At 69.6% G+C, this 20,125-nt stretch carries 16 protein-coding genes; 7 read left to right on the plus strand and 9 right to left on the minus strand.

Annotation, left to right across the window (positions count from 1 at the left end):
• The first annotated feature begins 15 nt into the window (after nt 1-15).
• Entirely contained in the window at nt 16-2,394 is a 2,379-nt protein-coding gene (locus DI005_RS37090; RefSeq protein ID WP_113645116.1) for a xanthine dehydrogenase family protein molybdopterin-binding subunit, read from the plus strand.
• Between the two features lie 10 nt (nt 2,395-2,404).
• Here DI005_RS37090 and DI005_RS37095 read toward each other — a convergent pair whose 3' ends face one another.
• A complete protein-coding gene (locus tag DI005_RS37095) occupies nt 2,405-3,352 on the minus strand; it encodes an o-succinylbenzoate synthase (protein ID WP_113645117.1) in 948 nt (315 codons plus the stop codon).
• Between the two features lie 85 nt (nt 3,353-3,437).
• Between DI005_RS37095 and DI005_RS37100 the strand changes: the two genes are divergently transcribed.
• Entirely contained in the window at nt 3,438-4,016 is a 579-nt protein-coding gene (locus tag DI005_RS37100; protein ID WP_112264723.1) for a type 1 glutamine amidotransferase domain-containing protein, read from the plus strand.
• A gap of 27 nt (nt 4,017-4,043) precedes the next feature.
• On the opposite strand, the gene DI005_RS37105 is transcribed toward DI005_RS37100, so the two are convergent.
• The gene (locus tag DI005_RS37105) at nt 4,044-4,955 is read right to left on the minus strand and encodes a DUF72 domain-containing protein (RefSeq protein ID WP_233520463.1); all 912 of its coding nucleotides are present in this window, start codon (nt 4,953-4,955) and stop codon (nt 4,044-4,046) included.
• 60 nt (nt 4,956-5,015) lie between these two features.
• Complete coding sequence (locus DI005_RS37110; protein ID WP_112264547.1) at nt 5,016-5,783, minus strand: DUF4253 domain-containing protein; 768 nt, start codon at nt 5,781-5,783, stop codon at nt 5,016-5,018.
• Between the two features lie 190 nt (nt 5,784-5,973).
• Between DI005_RS37110 and DI005_RS37115 the strand changes: the two genes are divergently transcribed.
• Nucleotides 5,974-6,831, plus strand: a complete 858-nt coding sequence (locus DI005_RS37115) for an SGNH/GDSL hydrolase family protein (RefSeq protein WP_113645118.1) — start codon at nt 5,974-5,976, stop codon at nt 6,829-6,831.
• 139 nt (nt 6,832-6,970) lie between these two features.
• On the opposite strand, the gene DI005_RS37120 is transcribed toward DI005_RS37115, so the two are convergent.
• Nucleotides 6,971-8,617, minus strand: coding sequence for a DNA repair helicase XPB (locus tag DI005_RS37120; protein ID WP_113645119.1), 1,647 nt, complete (start codon nt 8,615-8,617; stop codon nt 6,971-6,973).
• Between the two features lie 221 nt (nt 8,618-8,838).
• Here DI005_RS37120 and DI005_RS37125 point away from each other — a divergent pair, with 221 nt between their 5' ends.
• Nucleotides 8,839-11,343 carry a nitrate- and nitrite sensing domain-containing protein gene (locus DI005_RS37125; protein WP_113645120.1) on the plus strand — a complete coding sequence of 835 codons (2,505 nt, stop codon included), beginning with the start codon at nt 8,839-8,841 and terminating at the stop codon, nt 11,341-11,343.
• A gap of 6 nt (nt 11,344-11,349) precedes the next feature.
• On the opposite strand, the gene DI005_RS37130 is transcribed toward DI005_RS37125, so the two are convergent.
• Nucleotides 11,350-11,901 (minus strand): TetR/AcrR family transcriptional regulator, encoded by a 552-nt coding sequence (locus tag DI005_RS37130; RefSeq protein WP_113645121.1) that lies wholly within the window; start codon nt 11,899-11,901, stop codon nt 11,350-11,352.
• A gap of 83 nt (nt 11,902-11,984) precedes the next feature.
• Between DI005_RS37130 and DI005_RS37135 the strand changes: the two genes are divergently transcribed.
• Nucleotides 11,985-12,386: a nuclear transport factor 2 family protein gene (locus DI005_RS37135; RefSeq protein ID WP_113645122.1), complete on the plus strand. Its 402-nt coding sequence runs from the start codon at nt 11,985-11,987 to the stop codon at nt 12,384-12,386.
• A gap of 16 nt (nt 12,387-12,402) precedes the next feature.
• On the opposite strand, the gene DI005_RS37140 is transcribed toward DI005_RS37135, so the two are convergent.
• The 4 genes from DI005_RS37140 to DI005_RS37155 are packed head-to-tail and all read right to left on the minus strand — an operon-like array spanning nt 12,403 to nt 15,886.
• Nucleotides 12,403-13,287, minus strand: coding sequence for an ABC transporter ATP-binding protein (locus DI005_RS37140; RefSeq protein WP_199543567.1), 885 nt, complete (start codon nt 13,285-13,287; stop codon nt 12,403-12,405).
• A 48-nt stretch (nt 13,288-13,335) separates the two neighbouring features.
• Nucleotides 13,336-14,163 carry an ABC transporter permease gene (locus DI005_RS37145; RefSeq protein ID WP_199543569.1) on the minus strand — a complete coding sequence of 276 codons (828 nt, stop codon included), beginning with the start codon at nt 14,161-14,163 and terminating at the stop codon, nt 13,336-13,338.
• 5 nt (nt 14,164-14,168) lie between these two features.
• Nucleotides 14,169-14,939 (minus strand): ABC transporter permease, encoded by a 771-nt coding sequence (locus DI005_RS37150; RefSeq protein ID WP_112264531.1) that lies wholly within the window; start codon nt 14,937-14,939, stop codon nt 14,169-14,171.
• Entirely contained in the window at nt 14,939-15,886 is a 948-nt protein-coding gene (locus DI005_RS37155; RefSeq protein ID WP_112264719.1) for an ABC transporter substrate-binding protein, read from the minus strand. Before DI005_RS37155 ends, DI005_RS37150 begins: the two co-directional genes overlap by 1 nt.
• Before the next feature lie 640 nt (nt 15,887-16,526).
• On the opposite strand from DI005_RS37155, the gene DI005_RS37160 reads away from it, so the two are divergent.
• Nucleotides 16,527-19,622 carry a nitrate- and nitrite sensing domain-containing protein gene (locus DI005_RS37160; protein ID WP_113645123.1) on the plus strand — a complete coding sequence of 1,032 codons (3,096 nt, stop codon included), beginning with the start codon at nt 16,527-16,529 and terminating at the stop codon, nt 19,620-19,622.
• 3 nt (nt 19,623-19,625) lie between these two features.
• Nucleotides 19,626-20,084 carry a roadblock/LC7 domain-containing protein gene (locus DI005_RS37165; protein ID WP_110343250.1) on the plus strand — a complete coding sequence of 153 codons (459 nt, stop codon included), beginning with the start codon at nt 19,626-19,628 and terminating at the stop codon, nt 20,082-20,084.
• The last annotated feature ends 41 nt before the right edge of the window (nt 20,085-20,125 follow it).

Genomic DNA, 20,125 nt, shown 5'->3' on the forward strand with positions numbered 1-20,125 from the left:
GTTAGGGTCGGATGCATGCCCGGATCAGTGCTCGGAACCGAGGTGCGGCGGGTCGAGGACCCCGAGCTGCTGCGCGGACAGGGTTCCTACGTCGACAACCTCGAGGTCGAGGGCGTCCTGCACCTCGCCTTCGTGCGATCCCCGTTCGCCCACGCCGAGGTCACTTCGATCGACGTCTCCGAGGCGGAGAAGGCGGACGGCGTGGTCGCCGTGTACACCGCGGCGGAGCTGAACCTGCCGCCGGTGCGGCAGTTCATCGAGATCAACCCCGACTGTGTGCGGCCCCCGCTGGCGACCGACCGCGTGCGCTTCGTCGGCGACCCGGTGGCGGCAGTGGTGGCCGAGAGCGCGGCCGCGGCCGCCGACGCGGTGGAGCTCGTCGACGTGGACTACGAGCCGCTGCCCGCGGTGGTGGACCCCGAGGAGGCGCTCGCCGACGACGCGCCGCTGCAGTTCCCCGACCTCGGCTCCAACGTCGCCGCCGGTGAGCGCGACGCCGTCGGCTCGGAGCTCCTCGACGACGCCGACGTGGTCGTCCGCGCGCGGATCGAGAACCAGCGGGTGGCCGTGGTGCCGCTGGAGGGCAACGCGATCGCCGTGGTTCCCGGCGGGCCCGACGAGGACTACGACCTCACCATCCATGTCTCCACCCAGGCGCCGCACGCCGTGTGGTCCTTCGCCGCCAAGGCGTTCGGCCTGCCGAAGCAGCGGGTCCGGGTCGTCGCCCCGCACGTCGGCGGCGCGTTCGGCGGCAAGTTCGGCCTGATCGCCGAGCACGAGGTGGCGATCGGCGCAGCCCGTGCCCTGTCCCGGCCGGTGAAGTGGGTCGAGACGCGCTCGGAGAACCTGCAGGCCATGCCGCACAGCCGTGCGCAGGTGCAGTACGCCGAGCTGGGGCTGAAGTCGGACGGCACCATTACCGGCCTGCACTGCCGGATCATTGGCGACTCGGGTGCCTACGCGGGCTTCGGTGGAGGCTTCGCACTCGGCCCGACGCGGACCATGGCGCAGGGCGTCTACCGGATCCCGAAGATCAGCTTCGGTGCGCTCGCCGTGCTCACCAACACCACGCCCACCGGGGCGTTCCGAGGAGCCGGACGGCCGGAGGCCGCCGCCATGCTGGAGCGACTGATCGACATGGCGGCGGCGGAGCTCGATCTCGATCCGGTGGAGCTTCGGCGGCGGAACTTCCTGCGGCCCGACGAGTTTCCCTACACGACCGTGGTCGGCACGAGCTACGACTCGGGCGACTACGACCTGCCGCTGCGTGAGGCGCTGCGCCTCGCGGACTACGAGGAGCTGCGCGCCGAGCAGGCCCGCCGCGTCGAGGCCGGGGAGCACACGCTGCTCGGCATCGGGGTGAGCACCTACGTCGAGATCACCGGCGGCGGGGGCGGCGGCGAGTACGCCTCCGTCGAGATGAGCCCCGAGGGCAGGGCGACGATCAAGGTCGGCACGTCCGGGCACGGCCAGGGGCACCCCACGTCGTTCTCGATGCTCGTGTCCGACGCGCTCGGCATCCCCATGGAGTCGATCGACTTCGTGCAGTCGGACACCTCCGTGGTGCCCCGCGGAGGGGGCACGGGCGGCTCCCGGTCCCTGCAGATCGGCGGCAGCGCGGTGCGCGAGGCGAGCGAGCTGCTGGTACGGCGCGCGAAGGAACTGGCCGCCTCCCGCCTGGAGGCCGCCGTCGAGGACATCGAGATCACCGAGGACGGCCAGCTCGGTGTGGTCGGCGTCCCCGGCGCGAGCCTGAGCTGGGCCGACCTGGCCCGGGCCGCCGAGGAGGACGGTGGCACCCTCGACGCCAACATCGACTTCAAGCCCGACGGCGCGACGTTCCCGTTCGGCGCCCACGTGTCGGTGGTGGAGGTCGACATCGAGACCGGGTACGTCCGCCCGCTCCGGCACATCGCGGTGGACGACTGCGGCCGGATCCTGAACCCGCTCATCGTGCGCGGCCAGCAGCACGGCGGCGCGGCGCAGGGCATCTCGCAGGCGCTGTGGGAGCAGGTGACCTTTGACGAGGACGGCAACCCCGTCACCGGCACCCTCGCCGACTACCTGGTGCCCTCGGCGATGGAGATCCCCAACCTGGAGGTCGCCAACACCGAGACCGAGACACCCCGCAACCCGCTCGGGGCCAAGGGCATCGGCGAGTCCGCGACCATCGGCTCGACGCCCGCCGTGCAGAACGCCGTCGTCGACGCGCTCAAGCACCTCGGCGTCCGCCACCTCGACATGCCGCTGACGCCGCAGCGCGTCTGGCGGGCTGTCGAGCAGGCGCGCGCCGGGCGGCTGCCGTCGCCGTGGCGGGAACCGCCTGCCGCGTTCGACACCCTGCCGGTGCGCGCGGACGGGCCGAACCCGCACGCCGACGAGGCCGCCGTCTGACCGCCCCGCGCTAGCCGCTCAGCGCCCGCACGCGGGCGAGCCTGCTCAGCCACCGCTGCCGGGTCTCGTCGTCGGCCGCGACGTCGCCGACGAGATCCGGTTCGGGCGCCCGCCCTGGCACGGGCAGGTAACCGTCCACAGCGGACAGCGAATCCGTCGTGACATCACCCGTCAGCAGCGACAGCGTGCCCAGCCCGCAGGCGAACTCCAGCGACGGCAGCGCACCGGCCAGCGCCAGCTCGGCCGCCAGGCCGACGCTGGTCTCGACGGCCGACGACACCACGCAAGGCAACCCGCACGCCTCGGCGACCCGCAGCGCCCTGCGCACACCGCCCAGTGGCGCAACCTTCAGCACGGCCACGTCCGCGGCACCGGCGACCGCGACCCGCAGCGGATCTTCGGCCCGGCGGATCGACTCGTCGGCCGCGACGCGCACATCCACCTTGCGGCGGACCATCGCCAGTTCGTCGACGGTCGGGCACGGTTGCTCGACGTACTCCAGCTCGCCCGCGGCGCGAGCCAGCTCGCCGATGGCCGTGACGGCGGTGTCGACGTCCCAGGCGGCGTTGGCGTCCACGCGGATCGCACCCGATGGCCCCAGCGCGTCGCGCACGGCGGCGACGCGCTCGCAATCGTCCACAAGCGACGATCGTGGATCGGCGACCTTCACCTTCGCGGTCCGGCACCCCGACGCGGCGACCAGTTCGTGCGCACGCTCGGGCGCGACCACCGGCACCGTGGTGTTGACCTCGACATGGTCGCGTACCGGCTCCGGCCAGCCCTGCTCGCTCGCCTCGACGGCGGCCGCCAGCCACGGCACGCACTCGGCATCCGAGTAGTCCAGGAACGGGCAGAACTCTCCCCAACCCGCCGGACCGCGCAGCAGTACCCCCTCACGGACGGTGATGCCCCGGAAGCGGGTGCGCAGCGGGATCGCGTAGACGTGCTCGGCTGTCACCTGTTCATTGTCTCGTCCCTTCGTCGTGTTTCGGTGCGGGTGTGCCGGGGGTAGACCCAGGGTGGACCTGAGTGTGAGAGGAGTGATTCACGTGGCCGACACGCTCACCGGCCGCAAGGTCGCCTTCGTGGTGGCACCGGAAGGTACCGAGCAGGTGGAGCTGACCCGGCCATGGCAGGCCGTGCAGGACGCGGGCGGACAGCCGGAGCTGATCTCGTTCGAGTCCGGCAGCATCCAGGCCTTCAACCACCTGGACAAGGCCGACACCTTCACCGTCGACAAGGTGGTCACCGATGCCTCTGTGGACGACTACGACGGGCTCGTCCTGCCCGGCGGCGTCGCCAACCCCGACCTGCTCCGCACCAATCCCGACACCGTGCGCTTCGTCCGCGAGTTCTTCTCCAAGCAGAAGCCGGTCGCGGTGATCTGCCACGGCCCGTGGACTCTCATCGAGGCCGATGTCGTACGCGGTCGCAGGATCACGTCGTGGCCGAGCTTGCAGACGGACCTGCGCAACGCCGGTGCCGAATGGGTCGACGAGGAGGTGGTGGTCGACCAGGGGCTTGTGTCGAGCCGCAAGCCTGACGACCTGCCGGCCTTCTGCGACAAGCTGGTGGAGGAGATCGCTGAGGGCGCCCACGCCGGCCAGGCCCGCAGCGCCTAGTACCAGTAGCGCTTGGACACGCGGGTCTCAGCCGTCGTCCCCGCTCGCGTCCGGTGATGTCACGCGCAGGCCGACCTTCTCGGCCAGCGCGATGGCGTCGCCGGGCGCTTTCACCTTCATGTCGTTGTCGAAGTAGACGTACACCTCCCTCTGTTTCCGTTCGGCAGGCCCGGCGACCGTGTGCCTCGTGCGCGGGCTTCCGCCTGCGCGCCACGCCTTGACCTTCCGCGCCCAGCCGGTGAGCGCGGCGTCGGTGTAGCCGCTGGCGTAGAGTTCCTCGTCGCCGTGCAGCCGCACGTAGACGAAGTCAGACGTCACGTCCTCCAGATACGGCCAGGTACCCGCGGTGTCCGCGACGACGAGGCCGATGTCGTGTTCCCGCAACAGCTCCACTGCCTCGGCGTTCGCGAAGCTCGGATGCCGCACCTCCAGCGCGTGCCGTAGCGGGCGGTTCTCGTCGATGCGCAGGTAGGGCTCGGCCTTCAACTTCTCGTCGTGCCGCTTTCCCAGCGCGGCCGCTTCCTCGGTCGTGCGGGGCAGTAGGTCGAAGAAGCCCACGAGTCGCTCGGGATCGAACCTCAGCCGAGGCGGCAGCTGCCACAGCAGCGGCCCGAGCTTGTGGTCCAGCGCGAGCACTCCCGAGGCGAAGAAGTTCCCGAGCGCCGCCTCCACCTCCCGCAGCTGCTTCATGTGCGTGATGAAGCGGCCGCCCTTGACCGAGAACAGGAACTCGTCCGGAGTCTGCTCGAACCAGCCGCGGTACCGCTCCGGCCGTTGGAGCGAGTAGAACGAGCCGTTGATCTCCAGCGAGTTCACGCGCCTGGACAGGTACTCCAGTTCCCGGCGGTGGGCGAGGCCCTTCGGATAGAAGGTGCCGCGCCACGGCGGATACAGCCATCCCGACGTGCCGATGTGGATTCCCTTGCCGTGAACCGGAATCGCCACCTCTTCCCGCGCGCGTACTCCGCTTCCAGACTGACACGAACCGGCCCATCTCGCTCAGTCCCACCAGAACGACCACAGGCGCTTGCCGGTGAGGTTGGTGGCGAACTCCCGCAGGCTTCCCGGCTGCTCGGTGAAGTTGCCGATGCAGAAGGCGCGGTGCTCGGCGGCGACCACGAGTGCTCGGTCGCGGCTCTTCGGCGGTGCCGCGACCGAGAGGTCCAGCGTGTCGAAGCCGAGCGAGATCAGCACCGCACCGAACCGGTCCTCCCAGCTGCGCAGCACCGCCGAGGTCGCGGCGACCTGCTCGGTCAGCTTCCGCATGCCCGGCCAGCCGAGCACCGCCGGGACGTCGGCGGGTCGCGGCGACTCGACGATGCCGAGCCTGCAGTCACCGCGCGCGGCCAGGATGGAGCCGGTGTTGCCGGCCTCGGCGAGTGGATCGGCCCGGCGGGGCGACTTGCGGGCGAGGCCGGGGAACGCGGTGCCGAAGGGGTGCAGGCACCTGCCTTCGCAGCACGGCTCTGCCCACCAGCTCGCGAGGGCTTGCTCGGCGTCGACGTGGTCGACTTCTGCGCCTGCCGGTGGTAGCCAGCCGCGGTCGTCGATCCAGTCCTCCCCGGTCAGCTCGAAGCGAGGGTCGCGCGGGATCAGCACCGGCCAGCGCCCCGTTCGCGGGTAGGCGGCCACACACGCCAGGTACAAGCTCGCGTCGGCGATCGGTTCGTCCGAGAGCCAGAGGTCGTTGTGCATCCGGCCCGGGGGCAGCTCCAGGTCGGACGACGGATGAATCAGGCGGCGCGAGCGGAAGTGGACGACGGTCATGGCCAACCCCTCTGAACAGGCGATCTTTTGATGCTTCGAACACTAGTTCGAGGGTGCGACAGTTTTGCCCCCAGTGCGGAGGCTGGGCTGCGGTTCACTCAGGTGGGGGACTGACGAGACCCGAGGACGTCTGGTTACTTTTCAGTAGGCTACTCAGAAGTAGCCGGCCGCTCAGTGTTGAGGAGGCCCCATGCGTCGGGTCCTGGCTGTCGTACTGTCCGCGCTCACCGTCGTGCTGCTGGTCGCCGCGCCCGCCGCGACCGCGGCTCAACCGGCCTACTCGTCCTACGTTTCGCTCGGGGACTCCTACACCTCGGGCTCGTTGATTCCGAACCAGGTTCACCTCGCCTGCACGCGGTCGGACCGCAACTACCCGTCACTCGTGGCGCAAGCGCTTGCTCCCGTGGAGTTCACCGACGTGAGCTGTGGCGGCGCGACCACGGAGGACATGACCCGACCGCAGTGGGGCATCGCCAACCGGCCGCAGTTCGACGCACTCCGCCAGGACACCGAGTTGGTCAGCGTGGGCGTCGGCGGCAACGACATCCCGTTCGTCGAGGTGGTGACGACATGCGCGGGGCTGAGCGCGACCGCCCCGAAGGGTGCGCCGTGTAAGGCGTACTACAACACCCGAGGCGCCGACCGGCTCGTCGAGAAGGTTCGCGCCGTCGGCCCGCAGGTCGGGGCGGTCCTGCAGGGCATAAGGGACCGTTCGCCGGCGGCGCACGTCGTGCTGGTCGGCTACCCCAGCCTGCTGCCGGAGTCGGGAGCCAGTTGCTGGCCGCTCGTGTCGATCGCGGCCGGCGACGCGCCCTACCTGCGCGACATCACCAAGCTGCTCAACGAGGTGCTGGCCGAGCAGGCCGCCGCGTACGACGCCACCTTCGTCGACACCTACACCAGCAGCATCGGGCACGACATGTGCGCGCCCGCCGGCGTCAGGTGGGTCGAGGGCATCCTGCCGGGGTCCCCCGCGGCGCCGGTGCACCCCAACGCGCTCGGCGCCGAGAACCAGGCGCGGCAGGTGCTGGCCGCGCTCGGCGGGTAGGTCGCGGCTGACAAGCTGCGGTGCGAGCGAGGATCAGCGCGATGTCTCGCAAGGCGAAGGAAGACCCTCCGGCCGTACTCGGGACTTCCGGCAACGCAGCGCCGCGCAGCCGGCAACGGCATGGTCAGGCACGACCTGACTACAGCGGCCGCAGCAGGTCGTCGGCGTCGATGATCCGGTAGGCGTAGCCCTGCTCGGCGAGGAACCGCTGCCGGTGCGCCGCGTACTCGGTGTCCAGGGTGTCGCGCGAGACCACGGAGTAGAAATGCGCCTGCCTGCCGTCTTCCTTGGGGCGCAGCAGCCTGCCGAGCCGCTGGGCCTCTTCCTGGCGGGAGCCGAAGGTGCCCGACACCTGGATCGCGACCGACGCCTCGGGCAGGTCGATCGAGAAGTTCGCGACCTTCGACACCACGAGCTTGTCGATCTCGCCCTTGCGGAACGCGTCGAACAGCGCCTCGCGCTCCTTGTTCTTGGTGGAGCCTTGGATGACGGGAGCGTCGAGCTCGGCGCCGAGCTCCTCCAGCTGGTCGAGGTAGGCGCCGATCACGAGCGTGGGCTCGCCGGCGTGCTTGTCGACAATGGACTTGATGACCCCGATCTTGGTGTGCGCCGTCGACGCGAGCCGGTAGCGCTCGTCGCTCTCGGCTGTGGCGTAGGACAGCCGCTCCGCGTCGGTGAGCGTCACGCGCACCTCGATGCAGTCGGCGGGCGCGATCCAGCCCTGCGCCTCGATGTCGCGCCACGGGACGTCGTAGCGCTTCGGGCCGATGAGGGAGAAGACGTCACCCTCGCGGCCGTCCTCGCGCACGAGCGTCGCGGTCAAGCCGAGCCTGCGCCGCGACTGGAGATCCGCCGTCATCCGGAACACCGGCGCGGGCAGCAGGTGCACCTCGTCGTAGACGACGAGGCCCCAGTCGCGAGAGTCGAACAGTTCCAGGTGCCGGTACTCGCCCTTGCTCTTGCGGGTGATCACCTGGTAGGTGGCGATGGTGACCGGGCGGATCTCCTTCTTCTCGCCCGAGTACTCGCCGATCTCGTCCTCGGTCAGCGACGTCCTGGCCACGAGCTCGCGCTTCCACTGCCTGCCCGCGACCGTGTTGGTCACGAGGATCAGCGTGGTCGCCTCGGCCTTCGCCATCGCCGCCGCGCCGACCAGCGTCTTTCCCGCTCCGCAGGGCAGCACCACGACACCCGAACCCCCTGCCCAGAACGCCTCCGCCGCCTCACGCTGATAGTGCCGCAGCGCCCAGCCGTCCTCATGCAGCGAGATCGGGTGGGCCTCGCCGTCGACGTAGCCCGCGAAGTCCTCCGCAGGCCAGCCGATCTTCAACAGCATCTGCTTGAGCCTGCCGCGCTCGGACGGGTGCACGATCACGGTGTCCTCGTCGATGCGCGCACCCAGCATCGGGTTGATCTTCCTGTTGCGCAGCACCTCTTCGAGCACGGCCCGGTCGGTGGTCGCCATCACCAGCCCGTGCGCGGGGTGGTTCTGGATCTGCAGCCGGCCGAAGCGCCCCATCGTGTCGACCACGTCGATCAGCAGTGGCTGCGGCACCGGGAAGCGGGAGTACGACGTGAGGGCGTCCACCACCTGCTCCGCGTCGTGCCCGGCGGCGCGAGCGTTCCACAGCGCCAGCGGGGTGACCCGGTAGGTGTGGACGTGCTCGGGGGCGCGTTCCAGTTCGGCGAAAGGCGCGATCGCGATCCGGGCGTCGTCCGCGCGCTCGTGATCGACCTCGAGCAGCACGGTCTTGTCCGACTGGACGATCAGGGGGCCATCAGTCACGCCCTCCTTTATACGTTCCCCTCGGCCGGAAAGGGCCCGGCCCTCGAGTCCCAGCAGGCGGGAGAGATCTTCCTTTCTTGTGGAGCTGGGGGTGGGGGAGGCAATACCATCGCCGGGCAGCCCCTGCTGGACCTGCGGGCGTCGTCGGCGGCCATCGCGCGTGCCGCTACCCTCCAGTGGTTTCCCGGGGACCAGCCCCACAGGTGTGCAAAGGAAGCCAGGTGACCCGTCGCAGCAAACGTCCCCGTCGGGATGGCGCGACGGAACCTGGGCTCGCGGGAGGCCGTTGGCGGCTCGGCAACTGGAAGCTGCGGACCCGGCTGCTCGCGGTGCTGCTCATCCCGGTGCTCGCGGTCGTCGTGCTGGTGGGCCTCCGCATCGCGTCCGACCTCGACCGCGCCGACGAGTTCGCCGACGGCGCCCAACGGGTGCGCGTCGACACCACGGTGGCCGTCGTGGTGCACGAGCTCCAACGGGAACGTGCCCTCACTGTGCGGTACGTCGCGGAGGCTCGGCAGGGCGACCTCGCCGGGCTGCGCGCGCAGCGCGAGCGCGTCGACGCGGCGATCGGCGACTTCGACCGCACCCTGAGCGCGGCGACCCCGGACCTTTCGCAGCAGGCCGTCGACGGCTTCCGGCAACTGGACGAGCGCCTCGGCGTGCTCACCGACCTCCGGTTCGACGGCGAGAACTCGACATCGCCCGCCGATGTCGTGCTGCGCTCGTACAGTGAGCTCGTCTCCGGGCTGCTCGACATCGGTGACCAGGCCGCTCCCGGCCTCAGCGACCAGGACCTGGCTCGCACGTGGCTCGCGGCGAACGCGCTCGCGAGAGTCAAGGACCAGCTCTCGGTTCGGCGCGCCCTCGTCGCCGAGTCCCTGGTGCTCGAGGACCTCCCGGCCGACCGGATGCGGGCGCTCCTCGGCGCGGAGGCGGAGCTGGGGGCCGCGTACAAGGACTTCGCGAAGTTCGCGACCGAGACCCAGCGGGCGCGGTACGACGAGATCGTGCGCGGCCCCGCTGTCGATGCCGGAAACGGCATGGTCGAGTCGGTGCTCAGCAGTGCGGAGGCGAACGAGGCCTTTCCCGAGATCGACTCCGACGAGTGGGACGCGGCCGCGACCGAGACCGTGGACCTCGTCAAGCAGGTCCAGGACGGGCTGTACGGCCAGATCCAACAGCGTTCGGACGCGCTCGCCGCCGACGCGCGAAGGTCCGCGATGACCGACGGCGCCGTGATCCTTGGTGTGCTGCTCGTGGCGGCGGTGCTCACCATGGTCATCGCCCGCTCGCTGCTGCGGCCACTGCGGGTCCTGCGCAGCAGCGCGCTCGAGGTGGCGCAGCACCGGCTGCCCGAGGCCGTCAAGGGCATCCTCGCCGACCCGGACCCGCGGCCCGAGGACGCCCATCGCCGCGCAGTCGAGCCCGTGCCCGTGTTCACCAGGGAGGAGCTGGGGCAGGTGGCGAGGGCCTTCGACGCGGTGCACGGTGAGGCCGTGCGGCTCGCGGGCGAGCAGGCGATGCTGCGGGAGAACGTCAACTCGATGTTCGTCAACCTCTCGCGGCGCAGCCAGGACCTCGTCGAACGCCAGCTGTCGGTGCTCGACCGCATGGAGGAGCACGAGCAGGACCCGGACATCCTGGGCGGGCTGTTCGAGCTGGACCACCTGGCCACCCGCATGCGGCGCAACAGCGAGAACCTGCTCGTGCTCGCGGGCCAGGACGCGGGACGCCCGCTGCCCGGCTCGGTGTCGGCTGACGAGATCATCGGAGCGGCGCTGTCCGAGGTCGAGCACTACCAGCGCATCAACGTCGCCGCGACCCCGCGACTGGCCGTGCTGGGGGAGGCCGTCAGCGACCTCGTGCACGTGATCTCGGAGCTCTTCGAGAACGCCACCGACTACTCCGGTGATGACGCGCCGGTGTCGGTGGTCAGCTCCATGACGGAGCATGGTGAGTGGCGCATCGACATCACCGACAGGGGCGCGGGCATGCCGGAGACCGAGATCCGGAGGGCCAACGCGCGTCTCGCCGAGCCTCCTGAGGTCGACGTCGAGGTCTCGCGGCGCATGGGGCTCTACGTCGTGGCGCGCCTGGCCCGCAGGCACCAGATCCGCGTCCGGCTCTCGGCCGCCGACATCCGGGGGTTGACCGCGACGGTGGTCGTGCCGGCTACCCTGATCCAGCCCGGCGACCCCGTACCGCCGCCGTTGCCGGTTGAGACGGCTGCTCCGGCGCTGCCGGAACCGTCGCCCGCCCCCGCGCCTGCTCCTGAGCCCGAACCGGAACCCGAACCGGAACCCGAGCCGGAGGAGCGGCGGCCCCGGGTCGAGCCCCGGCGCTGGCCGGAGGAGGAGCCGTTGCCCGTACCCGCGAAACCGGCCGACGTGTGGCGGGAACCCGGGCAGGCCGTGTCGCATCGGGCCGCGGTGCAGTGGGCGCCCCCACCGGAGTGGCCGGTGGAGCCCGACGAACCGTCGCCCGAGGAGATCACCGAGCCGCAGCCAGCGCTCGCCATCGACACCCCGACCGACCGCCTGCCCGCGTACCAGGAGGTCCTGACGCAGTGGTTCGAGACCTCCGAGGACCAGGTGGCCGAGCACGTCGAGTGGCCGACCGAGGACGACGAGAGCCCGACGGTGAGCCGCTCGCCGGAGGACGTGCGCACGAGGATGACCAGCCTGCAGAACGGCGTTCGGCGTGGACGGCACGCCCGCGCCGAGTGACCGTGCTCAGTGCGGGCGCAGCCCGTCGAGGATGACGTTGAGTGTGCGGCCCCGCATGGAGACGTCGGTGGTCCACCTCGTAGCCTGGCTCGCGCCGATGAGCAGGGCGATCACCTCGTCGACTCCGACGTCCTCGCGCACCTTGCCCGCCTGCTGGGCCCGTTCGAGCAGGGTGGCCAGCGACTCGCGGATCTCCTGGCGCACGGGGGAGTCCGTGGCTGCGACGTCCACACCCGCCGCGGCCAGCGCTTCCGTCAGCGCCTGCTTCGGGCCTGACTGCCCGACGAGCCGTTCGAAGAACTCGTGGAAGGCGGCTCCGGCGTCGTCGCCGGCGGCTAGTTCGGCGGCGTCCGCGCCGACCTGCCGGAGCCGTTCCAGGTAGACGGCTTCGAGAAGCGCCTCCTTGGTCGGGAAGTGCCGGAACACCGTGCCCACGCCGACTCCTGCTCTCCTGGCGACCTCCTCGGTGGAGGCCGTCGTGCCCTGCTCGAGGAACACCTCGTCGGCGGCGGTGAGCACCTTCGCCCTGTTGCGAAGCGCGTCCGCGCGCGGGCTCATCGCGGCACCTCGTTGACAACCGGAGTCGCGGCTCCGTATTCTTCAAGCGGAGTCATGACTCCGATACTACCGGGAGGTGGCCGATGGCCGAAGTCAGGAGCCCGCGCGAGGTTTTCGAGGCGCAGCTGTGCGGTGTCATGTGCGAGGAATGGGACACGGTGCCCGAGCTTTACGCGGAGGACGCGGTGGTGGTACAGCCCTTCGCCAAACCACGAGAGGTACGGCTCGTAGGGCGCGAGGCGATCAGAAGGCATTTCGCTGGCGCGGCCGGTCTTCCGCTGCGGATGCGCGCTCGCGACCTCGTCGTGTACGAGACCACAGATCCAGAGGTGGTGGTCGCCGAGTGTGACTACGACGTGACCGTCACGACGAGCGGTCGCGAGCTCTCCGTTCACAACATCTTCGTGGTCAGGGTGCGCGATGGCCGGATCGTGTGGTCGCGCGATTACCACGACCCCGTGGCGCTCGCCGGAGCACTGGGGTGACGTGATGCCGTTCCAGTCAGTGGCGGGCCTCCTTCGTGGCGCCGCCGGTCTCGGCAGCCTCCTCCTCGGTCGCCGCCCATTCAGCGGCGTCCGCGGCGGCGGTGACCTCGTCGGACGCCTCTTCCGTCGTGGCCGGTGCCGCCGGTCCACTCTGGAGCAGCCGCGCGACCTCACCCCGCAATGTCACGAACTTCGCGGACTCCCTCGTGGCGATCTGGTCCCGCTCTGCGGGGAGGTCCACGGCCAGGTCCGCGACGATCGTCGCCGGCGACTTCGACAGCACCAGCACCCGGTCGCCCAGGTAGACGCTTTCGTCGATGTCGTGGGTCACCAGCAGGATCGTGCTCTGCTGCTCCCGCTGGACCCGCCGCAGCAGGTCCTCCAGTTCGAACCGTGTCTGCGCGTCCACGGACGCGAACGGCTCGTCCATGATCAGCAGAGCCGGCTTGCTGGCGAGAGCGCGGGCGATCGAGACGCGCTGTTGCATGCCGCCGGAGAGTTGCCAGGGAAACTTCTTGCCGACACCGGAGAGGCCCACCGCGTCGAGGGCCTCCTGGGCACGCTCGGCCCGTTCCTGCTTGCTCAGCTTCCGCCAGCGCAGCGGGAACTCCACGTTGCGTGCCACGGTGAGCCACGGGAAGAGCGACCGGCTGTAGTCCTGGAACACCACGGCGAGGTCGTCCGGGACACCGGACACCTCGTCGCCGTGCAGCCGCACCGAGCCGCCGGTCGGCGGGATCAGCCCCGCGATGCACCGCAGGAGCGTGGACTTCCCGCAGCCGGAAGGGCCGACGATGCAGGCGAGTTCGCCCGCGTCGACGGAGAAGGACAGCTCTCGCACGGCCACATGAGCGCCGTCGCCCTTGCCGTAGCGGTGGTTGAGGCCGGTCACCTCGAGCATGGTCGGCACGTCAGCCTCCTGTGGGTTGCGAGGAAACGGAACGGGCGGTCACGCATCGTCGTTCCGAGTGGGTTGCCAGCGGAGAACGCGACGCTCGACGGCGAGCAGCACCGCGTTCAGACCGTAGCCGAGAATGCCAAGCAGCACGATCCACGACCACATCAGCGGAAACTCGAACTGCTGCTGGGACGAGATGAGCTGATGCCCGATTCCGTTCAGCGAACCGATCAGCTCCGACACGACCATCAGGATCAACGAGATCGACAGGCTCAGGCGCAGCCCGGCGAAGATCTTCGGCAGTGCCGCGGGCAGTACCACCATGCCGATCCAGTACGGAGCGGGCGTCCGGAACGACCGTGCCGTGTCGACCTTCACCGAGTCCACCGAGCGCACGCCGTCGACGGTGTTGAGCAGGATCGGCCAGATCGCACCGAAGATGATCGTGGCCACCTGCATTCCTGGCCCGAGCCCGAACAGCACCATGAACACGGGCACGAGGGTCGGTGGCGGAATGGCGCGGAAGAACGCGAACAGCGGACCGACGTACTCCATGCCCGTTCGCGAGCGCCCGAGCGCCGTGCCCAGGCCGACACCCAGCACCACGGCGATGGCCCACCCACCGAGACATCTGCCGATGCTGGGCAGGATGTGGTCGAAGACGGTCTCGGAGAGGAACAGCTGCGAGGCGGGTCCCGAGAACCACAACTCCCCGGCCGTGGCCACGATCTCGCTCGGTGGCGGGAAGAAGACGCTCGCCGCGAGGCGGGTCGCCAGTTCCCACACCGCGACGGCTCCGATGAAGACGAGCCAGTTGCGGGCGAAGCCGGAGATCCCGGCGGCCGCCTGGCTGCGAAGCCGCGTGGCGCGTTCGGTCACCTGGGTCACTTCGCAGCCTCCCCCACGGCTTCGTTCCAGCGGAACATGCGCCTGCCAACGCGCTCGAGGCCGTCATTGATGAGGTACCCGATCACGCCTGCCACCACCGTTCCGGCGAGCACCTGGTCCATGTTGGTCCCACCGGAGCTGGCCTCGAGGATGAAGTTGCCGAGGCCGCTCGACGCACCGGCGACGTATTCGGTGCTCACAACGAGGATCAGCGCGATCGCCGCGGACATGCGGATGCCGGTGAAGACGAACGGCGCCGCGTGGGGCAGCGCGACGGATGTGAGCATGCGCGCGCGGCTCGTGCCGCAGGCGCGGGCGGTGTCCATCAGCACCGGGTCGATCTCGGCGAGGGCGTAGATCGTGTTGAACAGGATCGGCCATACCGCGGCGTACACGGCGAGCGTGATCTTGGCTTCCGGCCCGCCGCCGACCACGAGGAGCACCAACGGAATCAGTGCCACCGACGGGATCGGCCGCAGGAACTCCACGATCGCCCGAGTCGCCGTGCGCAGCCACGCGATGCTGCCGAGCAGCAGGCCGGCGGGCACCGCGATGGCGATCGAGATCCCCAGCGCGATGGCCCACGCCAGCACCGTGGCGATCACGTCCCGGATGAACGGCTCCTGGCCGAGCAGCTGGACCGTGGTCGACAGCACCTCGGACGGTGGCGGTACGAACAGCTCTGGCACCAGGCCGACCCTCACGGCTCCTTCCCAGATCAGGAAGAAGCCGATCAGGCCGGCCAGGTTTCGGTACAGGGAGCGCACTAACTATCAGCCGCCGGCTGCGCGATCATCGAGGCGGCGTCCATCTTCTCCGGGATACCACCGAACTCCAGGAGCAGGTCGGGAACGCGCTGCAGGCGCTGAGCGTCCAACTTGGACTGGAAAGTCAGGAGATTCGTCATCGACGCGATCTCCTTGTCCACCTTCGCGAACTCGACCATCAGCGGCTCGATCTTGCTGCGGTCGGCGGCTTCCCTGGTGGCCTTGTCCAGCGCACGCTGGAATGCGGCGACGACGTTCGGGTTCTCGTCGGCGAACTGCGCCTGCGACGCGTAGCCCGCCGTCGGAAAGTCCTTGGTGGGACCGGTCGCGGTGTCGAACACCGGCACGGCGCCGATCGTCTTGGCCGCGGAGGTGATGAATGGTTCGGTCATGAACGCCGCGTCCACGTCACCACGCTGAAGGGCGCCCGCCATCTCCGGGAACGGCAGCGAAACCCACTGCACGTCGGAGAAATCCACACCGTTGGTCTTCATTACCGACTTGGTGAGCGTGTCGGACATGGTGTTCTCGCTGGTGATGGCGACGGACTTGCCGGGCAGGTCCTGAACCTTCTTCACCGGGGAGTTCGGCATCGTGACGACCATGGTGCTCTTCGGTCCTGCGGAGGAGGCGTCAGCGACGAACTTGAACTCCGCCGCGCCCTTGCTCTGCGCGATGAAGAAGGGCGTGTAACTGCTGTAGGCGACATCGACTTCGCCGTTGATGAGCTTCGTCAGCGACGCCTGGCCGCTGGGGGCGTTGACGACCTCGACGTCGAGACCCTCGTCCTTGAAATAGCCGTTCTTCATCGCGAGATGGAACGGCGCGAGGTCGATCGTCGGCATGACGGACACGGAGATCTTGGACTTCTCCAGATTTCCGCTGCCGCCCTCCGACGAGTCGTCGGATCCGCCCAGCATGCCGCAGCCACTGGTGGAGGCCAGCATGACGAGGGCGGTCGCGAAGACACCGACCCTCGCGCGCCGTCTGGAGCCTCGTGCCAAGCGGAGTGTTTGTCGAAGCAAGGCCAACTCCTAGAGGAACAAAGAGGTCACTGTAGTTGTGTACTGAGTGGATTGGAGGATGGTTCAAAGTCGGACCATCGCAGTACGCGGTCACTCTAGAGAACGGAGTGAACACATCACAATGGGTGTTCACCACCCCGGGTCAAGTGGCGCACGTCACTAGATTGTTCGAACTAATGGGTGAGCTGCGCTACTTAACGTGTTCGTCCTGCTCGGCGCGAAGAAAGTTGCGCCGGTTGGCGGTAGGCCTGTTGGTGCTTATGCACAGCCCTCGCCTGTAAGGGTTACATGTTCACGAGGTCTTCGCTACTCTCTGCCTCTGCGAACTCGGTACAGACCACCACTTCAGTGAGAGAGTGCCTGTGATGGCTGAGCGGACGGGGCGTTTCCCGCAGGTCGGAGACGTCGGCGAGACGGCGGCGACGAGCTACTACCTGGTCAGCTAGGTAGTCCGGCGAGTTGAGCAAGGGCAAGGCCCCGACACGATGCTGGCGCTGAAGCGAACCCCGTCGCCCTGTCCCTGTGGTGCGGTCGTGCCGAGAACAGGCTTGTTATCTGGTGGATGGCGTCCGTTCGAGCCGCGGATGTCCGAGGACCTGCTGGCTCGAGTCTTGGGAGTGTGCTCGTAGTGCTCGACCAGAACGCGGAGGAAGGACTCGGCGCGGCAGGCGCCGGCGCACCTGCCGCGCCGAATGCTCCCCAGCCGGCCCCGGAAGGCGCCGCGGAACAGGAGCGCTCTCGCCGGGGACTACGCAACTGGCGCGTGCGCTCGAAGCTCGCGCTGGTGCTGATCATTCCGACGGCGACCGCTCTCGTGCTCGGCGGCCTGCGTGCGATCGACGCGCTGGACAGGGCCGACGAGTTCCAGCAGACGGCGGAGCAGGTGGATCTCGCCATCAGCATCACCTCCGTCGTGCACGAGCTGCAGGCCGAGCGCACGCTGGCCGTGGCCACGGTCGCCTCCAACGGCGACCCTAGGAGGCGCGGCGCCCTCGACGCGCAGATCCTGCAGGTCGATCGGGCCGTGTCGCAGCTGCGCGGCGTCGCGGACGAGATCGAAACGGAGGACCCCTCCGCCAGGGACCGGTACGACCGGGGCATCCAGCGGCTCGACGCGCTGGCGCCCCTTCGCAACGCCATCAACTCCTCGCCGTTCTCGGATGTTTCCGCGCTGTCCACCTATTCGTCGATTTTGGACGAACTGGTCCGGCTCGGCCGCGAGGTGAACACCGCGGTCACCGACCAGGACCTGCTCCGCGAGGGGACGACGATCCAGGCGGTCAGCGAGGCGAAGGAGTTCGTCGCCCGGCAGGACGCCGCGCTGCAGATCGCCGCTCTCCACAACGAGTTCCCCGCCGACCTGCTCGATCAGGCACGTTCCGCGTTCGCCGGTGGTGAGGCGGCCGTCGAGACGTTCAACGCCTTCTCCTCACCAGAGCAGCGCCAGCTGTTCTCCGACACCGTCAGCGGCCCGGAGGTCGACGGGCGGCAGCGGATCAGGGAACAGTCCTTCGTCCGCGCCGAGCTGAACGAGCCGTTGTTCATCAACAGCAACGAGCTGGCGAACAACACGACGGTCACGCTCGACAAGTTCCGCACGGTCGAGTCGCAGCTGCTCGACAACCTGCGGGCCCACGCGGGCAGCCTCGCCGACTCGGCCACCACCGCCGCGTGGCGCGACTCGGGCATCGTGCTCGCAGCGCTCGCCGCCGCGCTCCTGCTGATGCTCGCCATCGCCCGCCTCATGCTCGGGCCGCTGCGCGTGCTGCGCAGCAGCGCGCTGGAGGTCGCCTACGTGCGGCTGCCCGAGACGGTCCGGCGCATCCTCGCCGACCCCAACCCGATCGAGGCGTCCCGCAACGCCATCGCGCCGGTGCCCGTGTACACCAGGGAGGAGATCGGCGAGGTCGCGCGCTCGTTCGACGTGGTGCACGAGCGGGCGATCCGGATGGCGGCCGAGCAGGCGCTCCTGCGCGAGAACGTCAACGGCATCTTCGTCAATCTGTCCCGGCGCAGCCAGCGCCTGGTCGAACGGCAACTCGGCGTCATCGACCAGCTCGAGGCCGACGAGCAGGACCCGGACCAGCTCGCGAGTCTCTTCGAGCTCGACCACCTCGCCACCCGTTTGCGGCGCAACGGCGAAAGCCTGCTGGTGCTCTCCGGCGCCGGTCTCGCGAAGTCGGTCTCCCGGCCGGTGCCCGCCGCCGATGTCGTCGGCGCCGCCGTGTCCGAGATCGAGCAGTACGCCAGGGTCGAGGTCGGGACCATCCCGGACGTTGCGGTGCAGGGCCGCGCGATCCACGACCTCGTGCACCTGCTCGCGGAGCTGCTCGACAACGCGACGTACTTCTCCGAGCCCGATACCAGGATCAGCGTTCGCGCGGTCGTGACGAGGCGGCACGCGCTCGCCATCCAGATCACCGACCGCGGTGTCGGCATGACCGAGCAGCAGCTGACCGAGGCGAACGAGCGGCTGGCTGATCCGCCGGACCTGGACGTGTCGGTGACGAGGCGCATGGGTCTGTACGTGGTCGCACGCCTCGCCAAACGGCACGGCATCGAGGTCCGCCTGCGGGAGAACGAGGACATCGAGGGCGGTGTGATCGCGCGCGTCGTGGTGCCGACCGAGCTGCTCACCAGCCCGCCGCAGGCGGAGGAACCGGTCGCGTCGCCGAGGATCAGCGCCCAGCGCAACGGCTCCCACGAGGACATCTCGTCGCCGTCGCTGCCGCCGATCACGAGCCTCACCGATCCGGCCGAGACCACCCAGCTGCCCTCGACGTCGCCCGCGCCTGCCAACCCCCAGGCGCTGGCCTCGCCGTCCTCGGGCGAGCCGCAGCGCGACGCGAACGGGCTGGTGCCGCTGGACCAGCCGATCAGCCTCGACGACCTGGTCGGCGGCGCCACCAGGGCGGCGGGCCCGTTCGTCAGCTCCGCGCCGCCGGAGCCGCCACCCGCGCCGGAGCGGGAGCCGGAACCTCAATGGCCGGTCGACCAGCCGGAAGCCGAGACCAGCAACGGCCGCGGGCACGGGCCAGGTGACAGTGACTACACGCTCGCCCTGCCGAAGCGGGAACCACGCTACGTTCCGGTCACACCGGAACAACCGGCCGAGCATGAACCCGCCGGGGGTGACGGCAGTGCATTGGAGGACGACGTCCCGACCCGGAGGTTGCCGATCTATCAGTCCGTACTCTCGCGCTGGTTCAGCGAGGAAGAGCCGGAGCAGGAGCAGCCCGAACCGGAGCAGCAAGTGGAGCCGGAAAGCTATGCCGAGGAGCCACCCGCCACTTCCGAGGACGAGTGGCGGAGTGTCTCCGACAGCGGGTGGCAGGCGGCACACGCCCTGCTGGAGTCGAAGGACGAGGAGATCACGCCCGCCGGCCTGCCCAAGAGGGTGCCCAACGCATACTTGGTGCCGGGCTCGATCCGGCCGGCCGAGGGCGACGCGTTCAGGGACACCACGGTCGGAAAGCCCGGGCAGGGTGCCATCGCCAGATCGGCCGATGCGGCACGCAACCGCATGATGAGCTTCCAGCGCGGGTACCAGAGTGGCCGCCACGCGCTGAAGGAGCCGTCGGCCGAAGGGACACAGTTCGATTCTGTTACGTCGAGCGGGTCGGGCGACCGGTCCACCGACAACGGGGCGAAGGAGTAAGAGTTGACACGGGCTGGTGCAGCGCAGCCGGGGGCGCCGAAGCAGGGCGGCTCCGGTCAGAAGGGAAGCTTCGCTTGGCTCATCACGGACTTCGTGCACCGCGTGCCGGGCGCGGCGCACGCCGTCGTGGTCTCCGCCGACGGCCTGTTGCTCGCGGCATCACGCGGGTTGCCGAAGGACCGGGCGGACCAGCTCGCCGCCGTCGCCTCGGGCTTGACCAGCCTCGCGCGGGGCGCGGCCCAGGTCTTCGAGGGTGGCGCGGTCGCGCAGACGGTGGTCGAGATGGCCAACGGCTTCCTGTTCCTGATGTCGGTGTCCGATGGGTCCTGCCTCGCCGTGCTCGGCTCGCCGGACAGTGACATCGGGCTGGTCGTGTACGAGATGACGTTGCTGGTCGATCGGGTCGGCCAGCAGATGACGCCGGAGCTTCGTGCTCAGCTTCAGGGTGCGGTGCGGCGGTGAGCCGGTGCAGCCAGATCGCACGGCGACGACGCGTCCGACAG

It is taken from the genome of Prauserella sp. PE36, assembly GCF_003311655.1.
GTDB lineage: Bacteria > Actinomycetota > Actinomycetes > Mycobacteriales > Pseudonocardiaceae > Prauserella_A > Prauserella_A endophytica.

Bases quoted from the DNA above. Each gene is read 5' to 3' on its own strand.
- DI005_RS37130 (WP_113645121.1), bottom strand. From the start codon at position 11,901: ATGAGCCCGCGCGCGGACGCGCTTCGCAACAGGGCGAAGGTGCTCACC.
- DI005_RS37115 (WP_113645118.1), top strand. From the start codon at position 5,974: ATGCGTCGGGTCCTGGCTGTCGTACTGTCCGCGCTCACCGTCGTGCTG.
- DI005_RS37140 (WP_199543567.1), bottom strand. From the start codon at position 13,287: ATGCTCGAGGTGACCGGCCTCAACCACCGCTACGGCAAGGGCGACGGC.
- DI005_RS37155 (WP_112264719.1), bottom strand. From the start codon at position 15,886: ATGCTGGCCTCCACCAGTGGCTGCGGCATGCTGGGCGGATCCGACGAC.
- DI005_RS37160 (WP_113645123.1), top strand. From the start codon at position 16,527: ATGGCGTCCGTTCGAGCCGCGGATGTCCGAGGACCTGCTGGCTCGAGT.
- DI005_RS37110 (WP_112264547.1), bottom strand. From the start codon at position 5,783: ATGACCGTCGTCCACTTCCGCTCGCGCCGCCTGATTCATCCGTCGTCC.
- DI005_RS37090 (WP_113645116.1), top strand. From the start codon at position 16: ATGCCCGGATCAGTGCTCGGAACCGAGGTGCGGCGGGTCGAGGACCCC.
- DI005_RS37135 (WP_113645122.1), top strand. From the start codon at position 11,985: ATGGCCGAAGTCAGGAGCCCGCGCGAGGTTTTCGAGGCGCAGCTGTGC.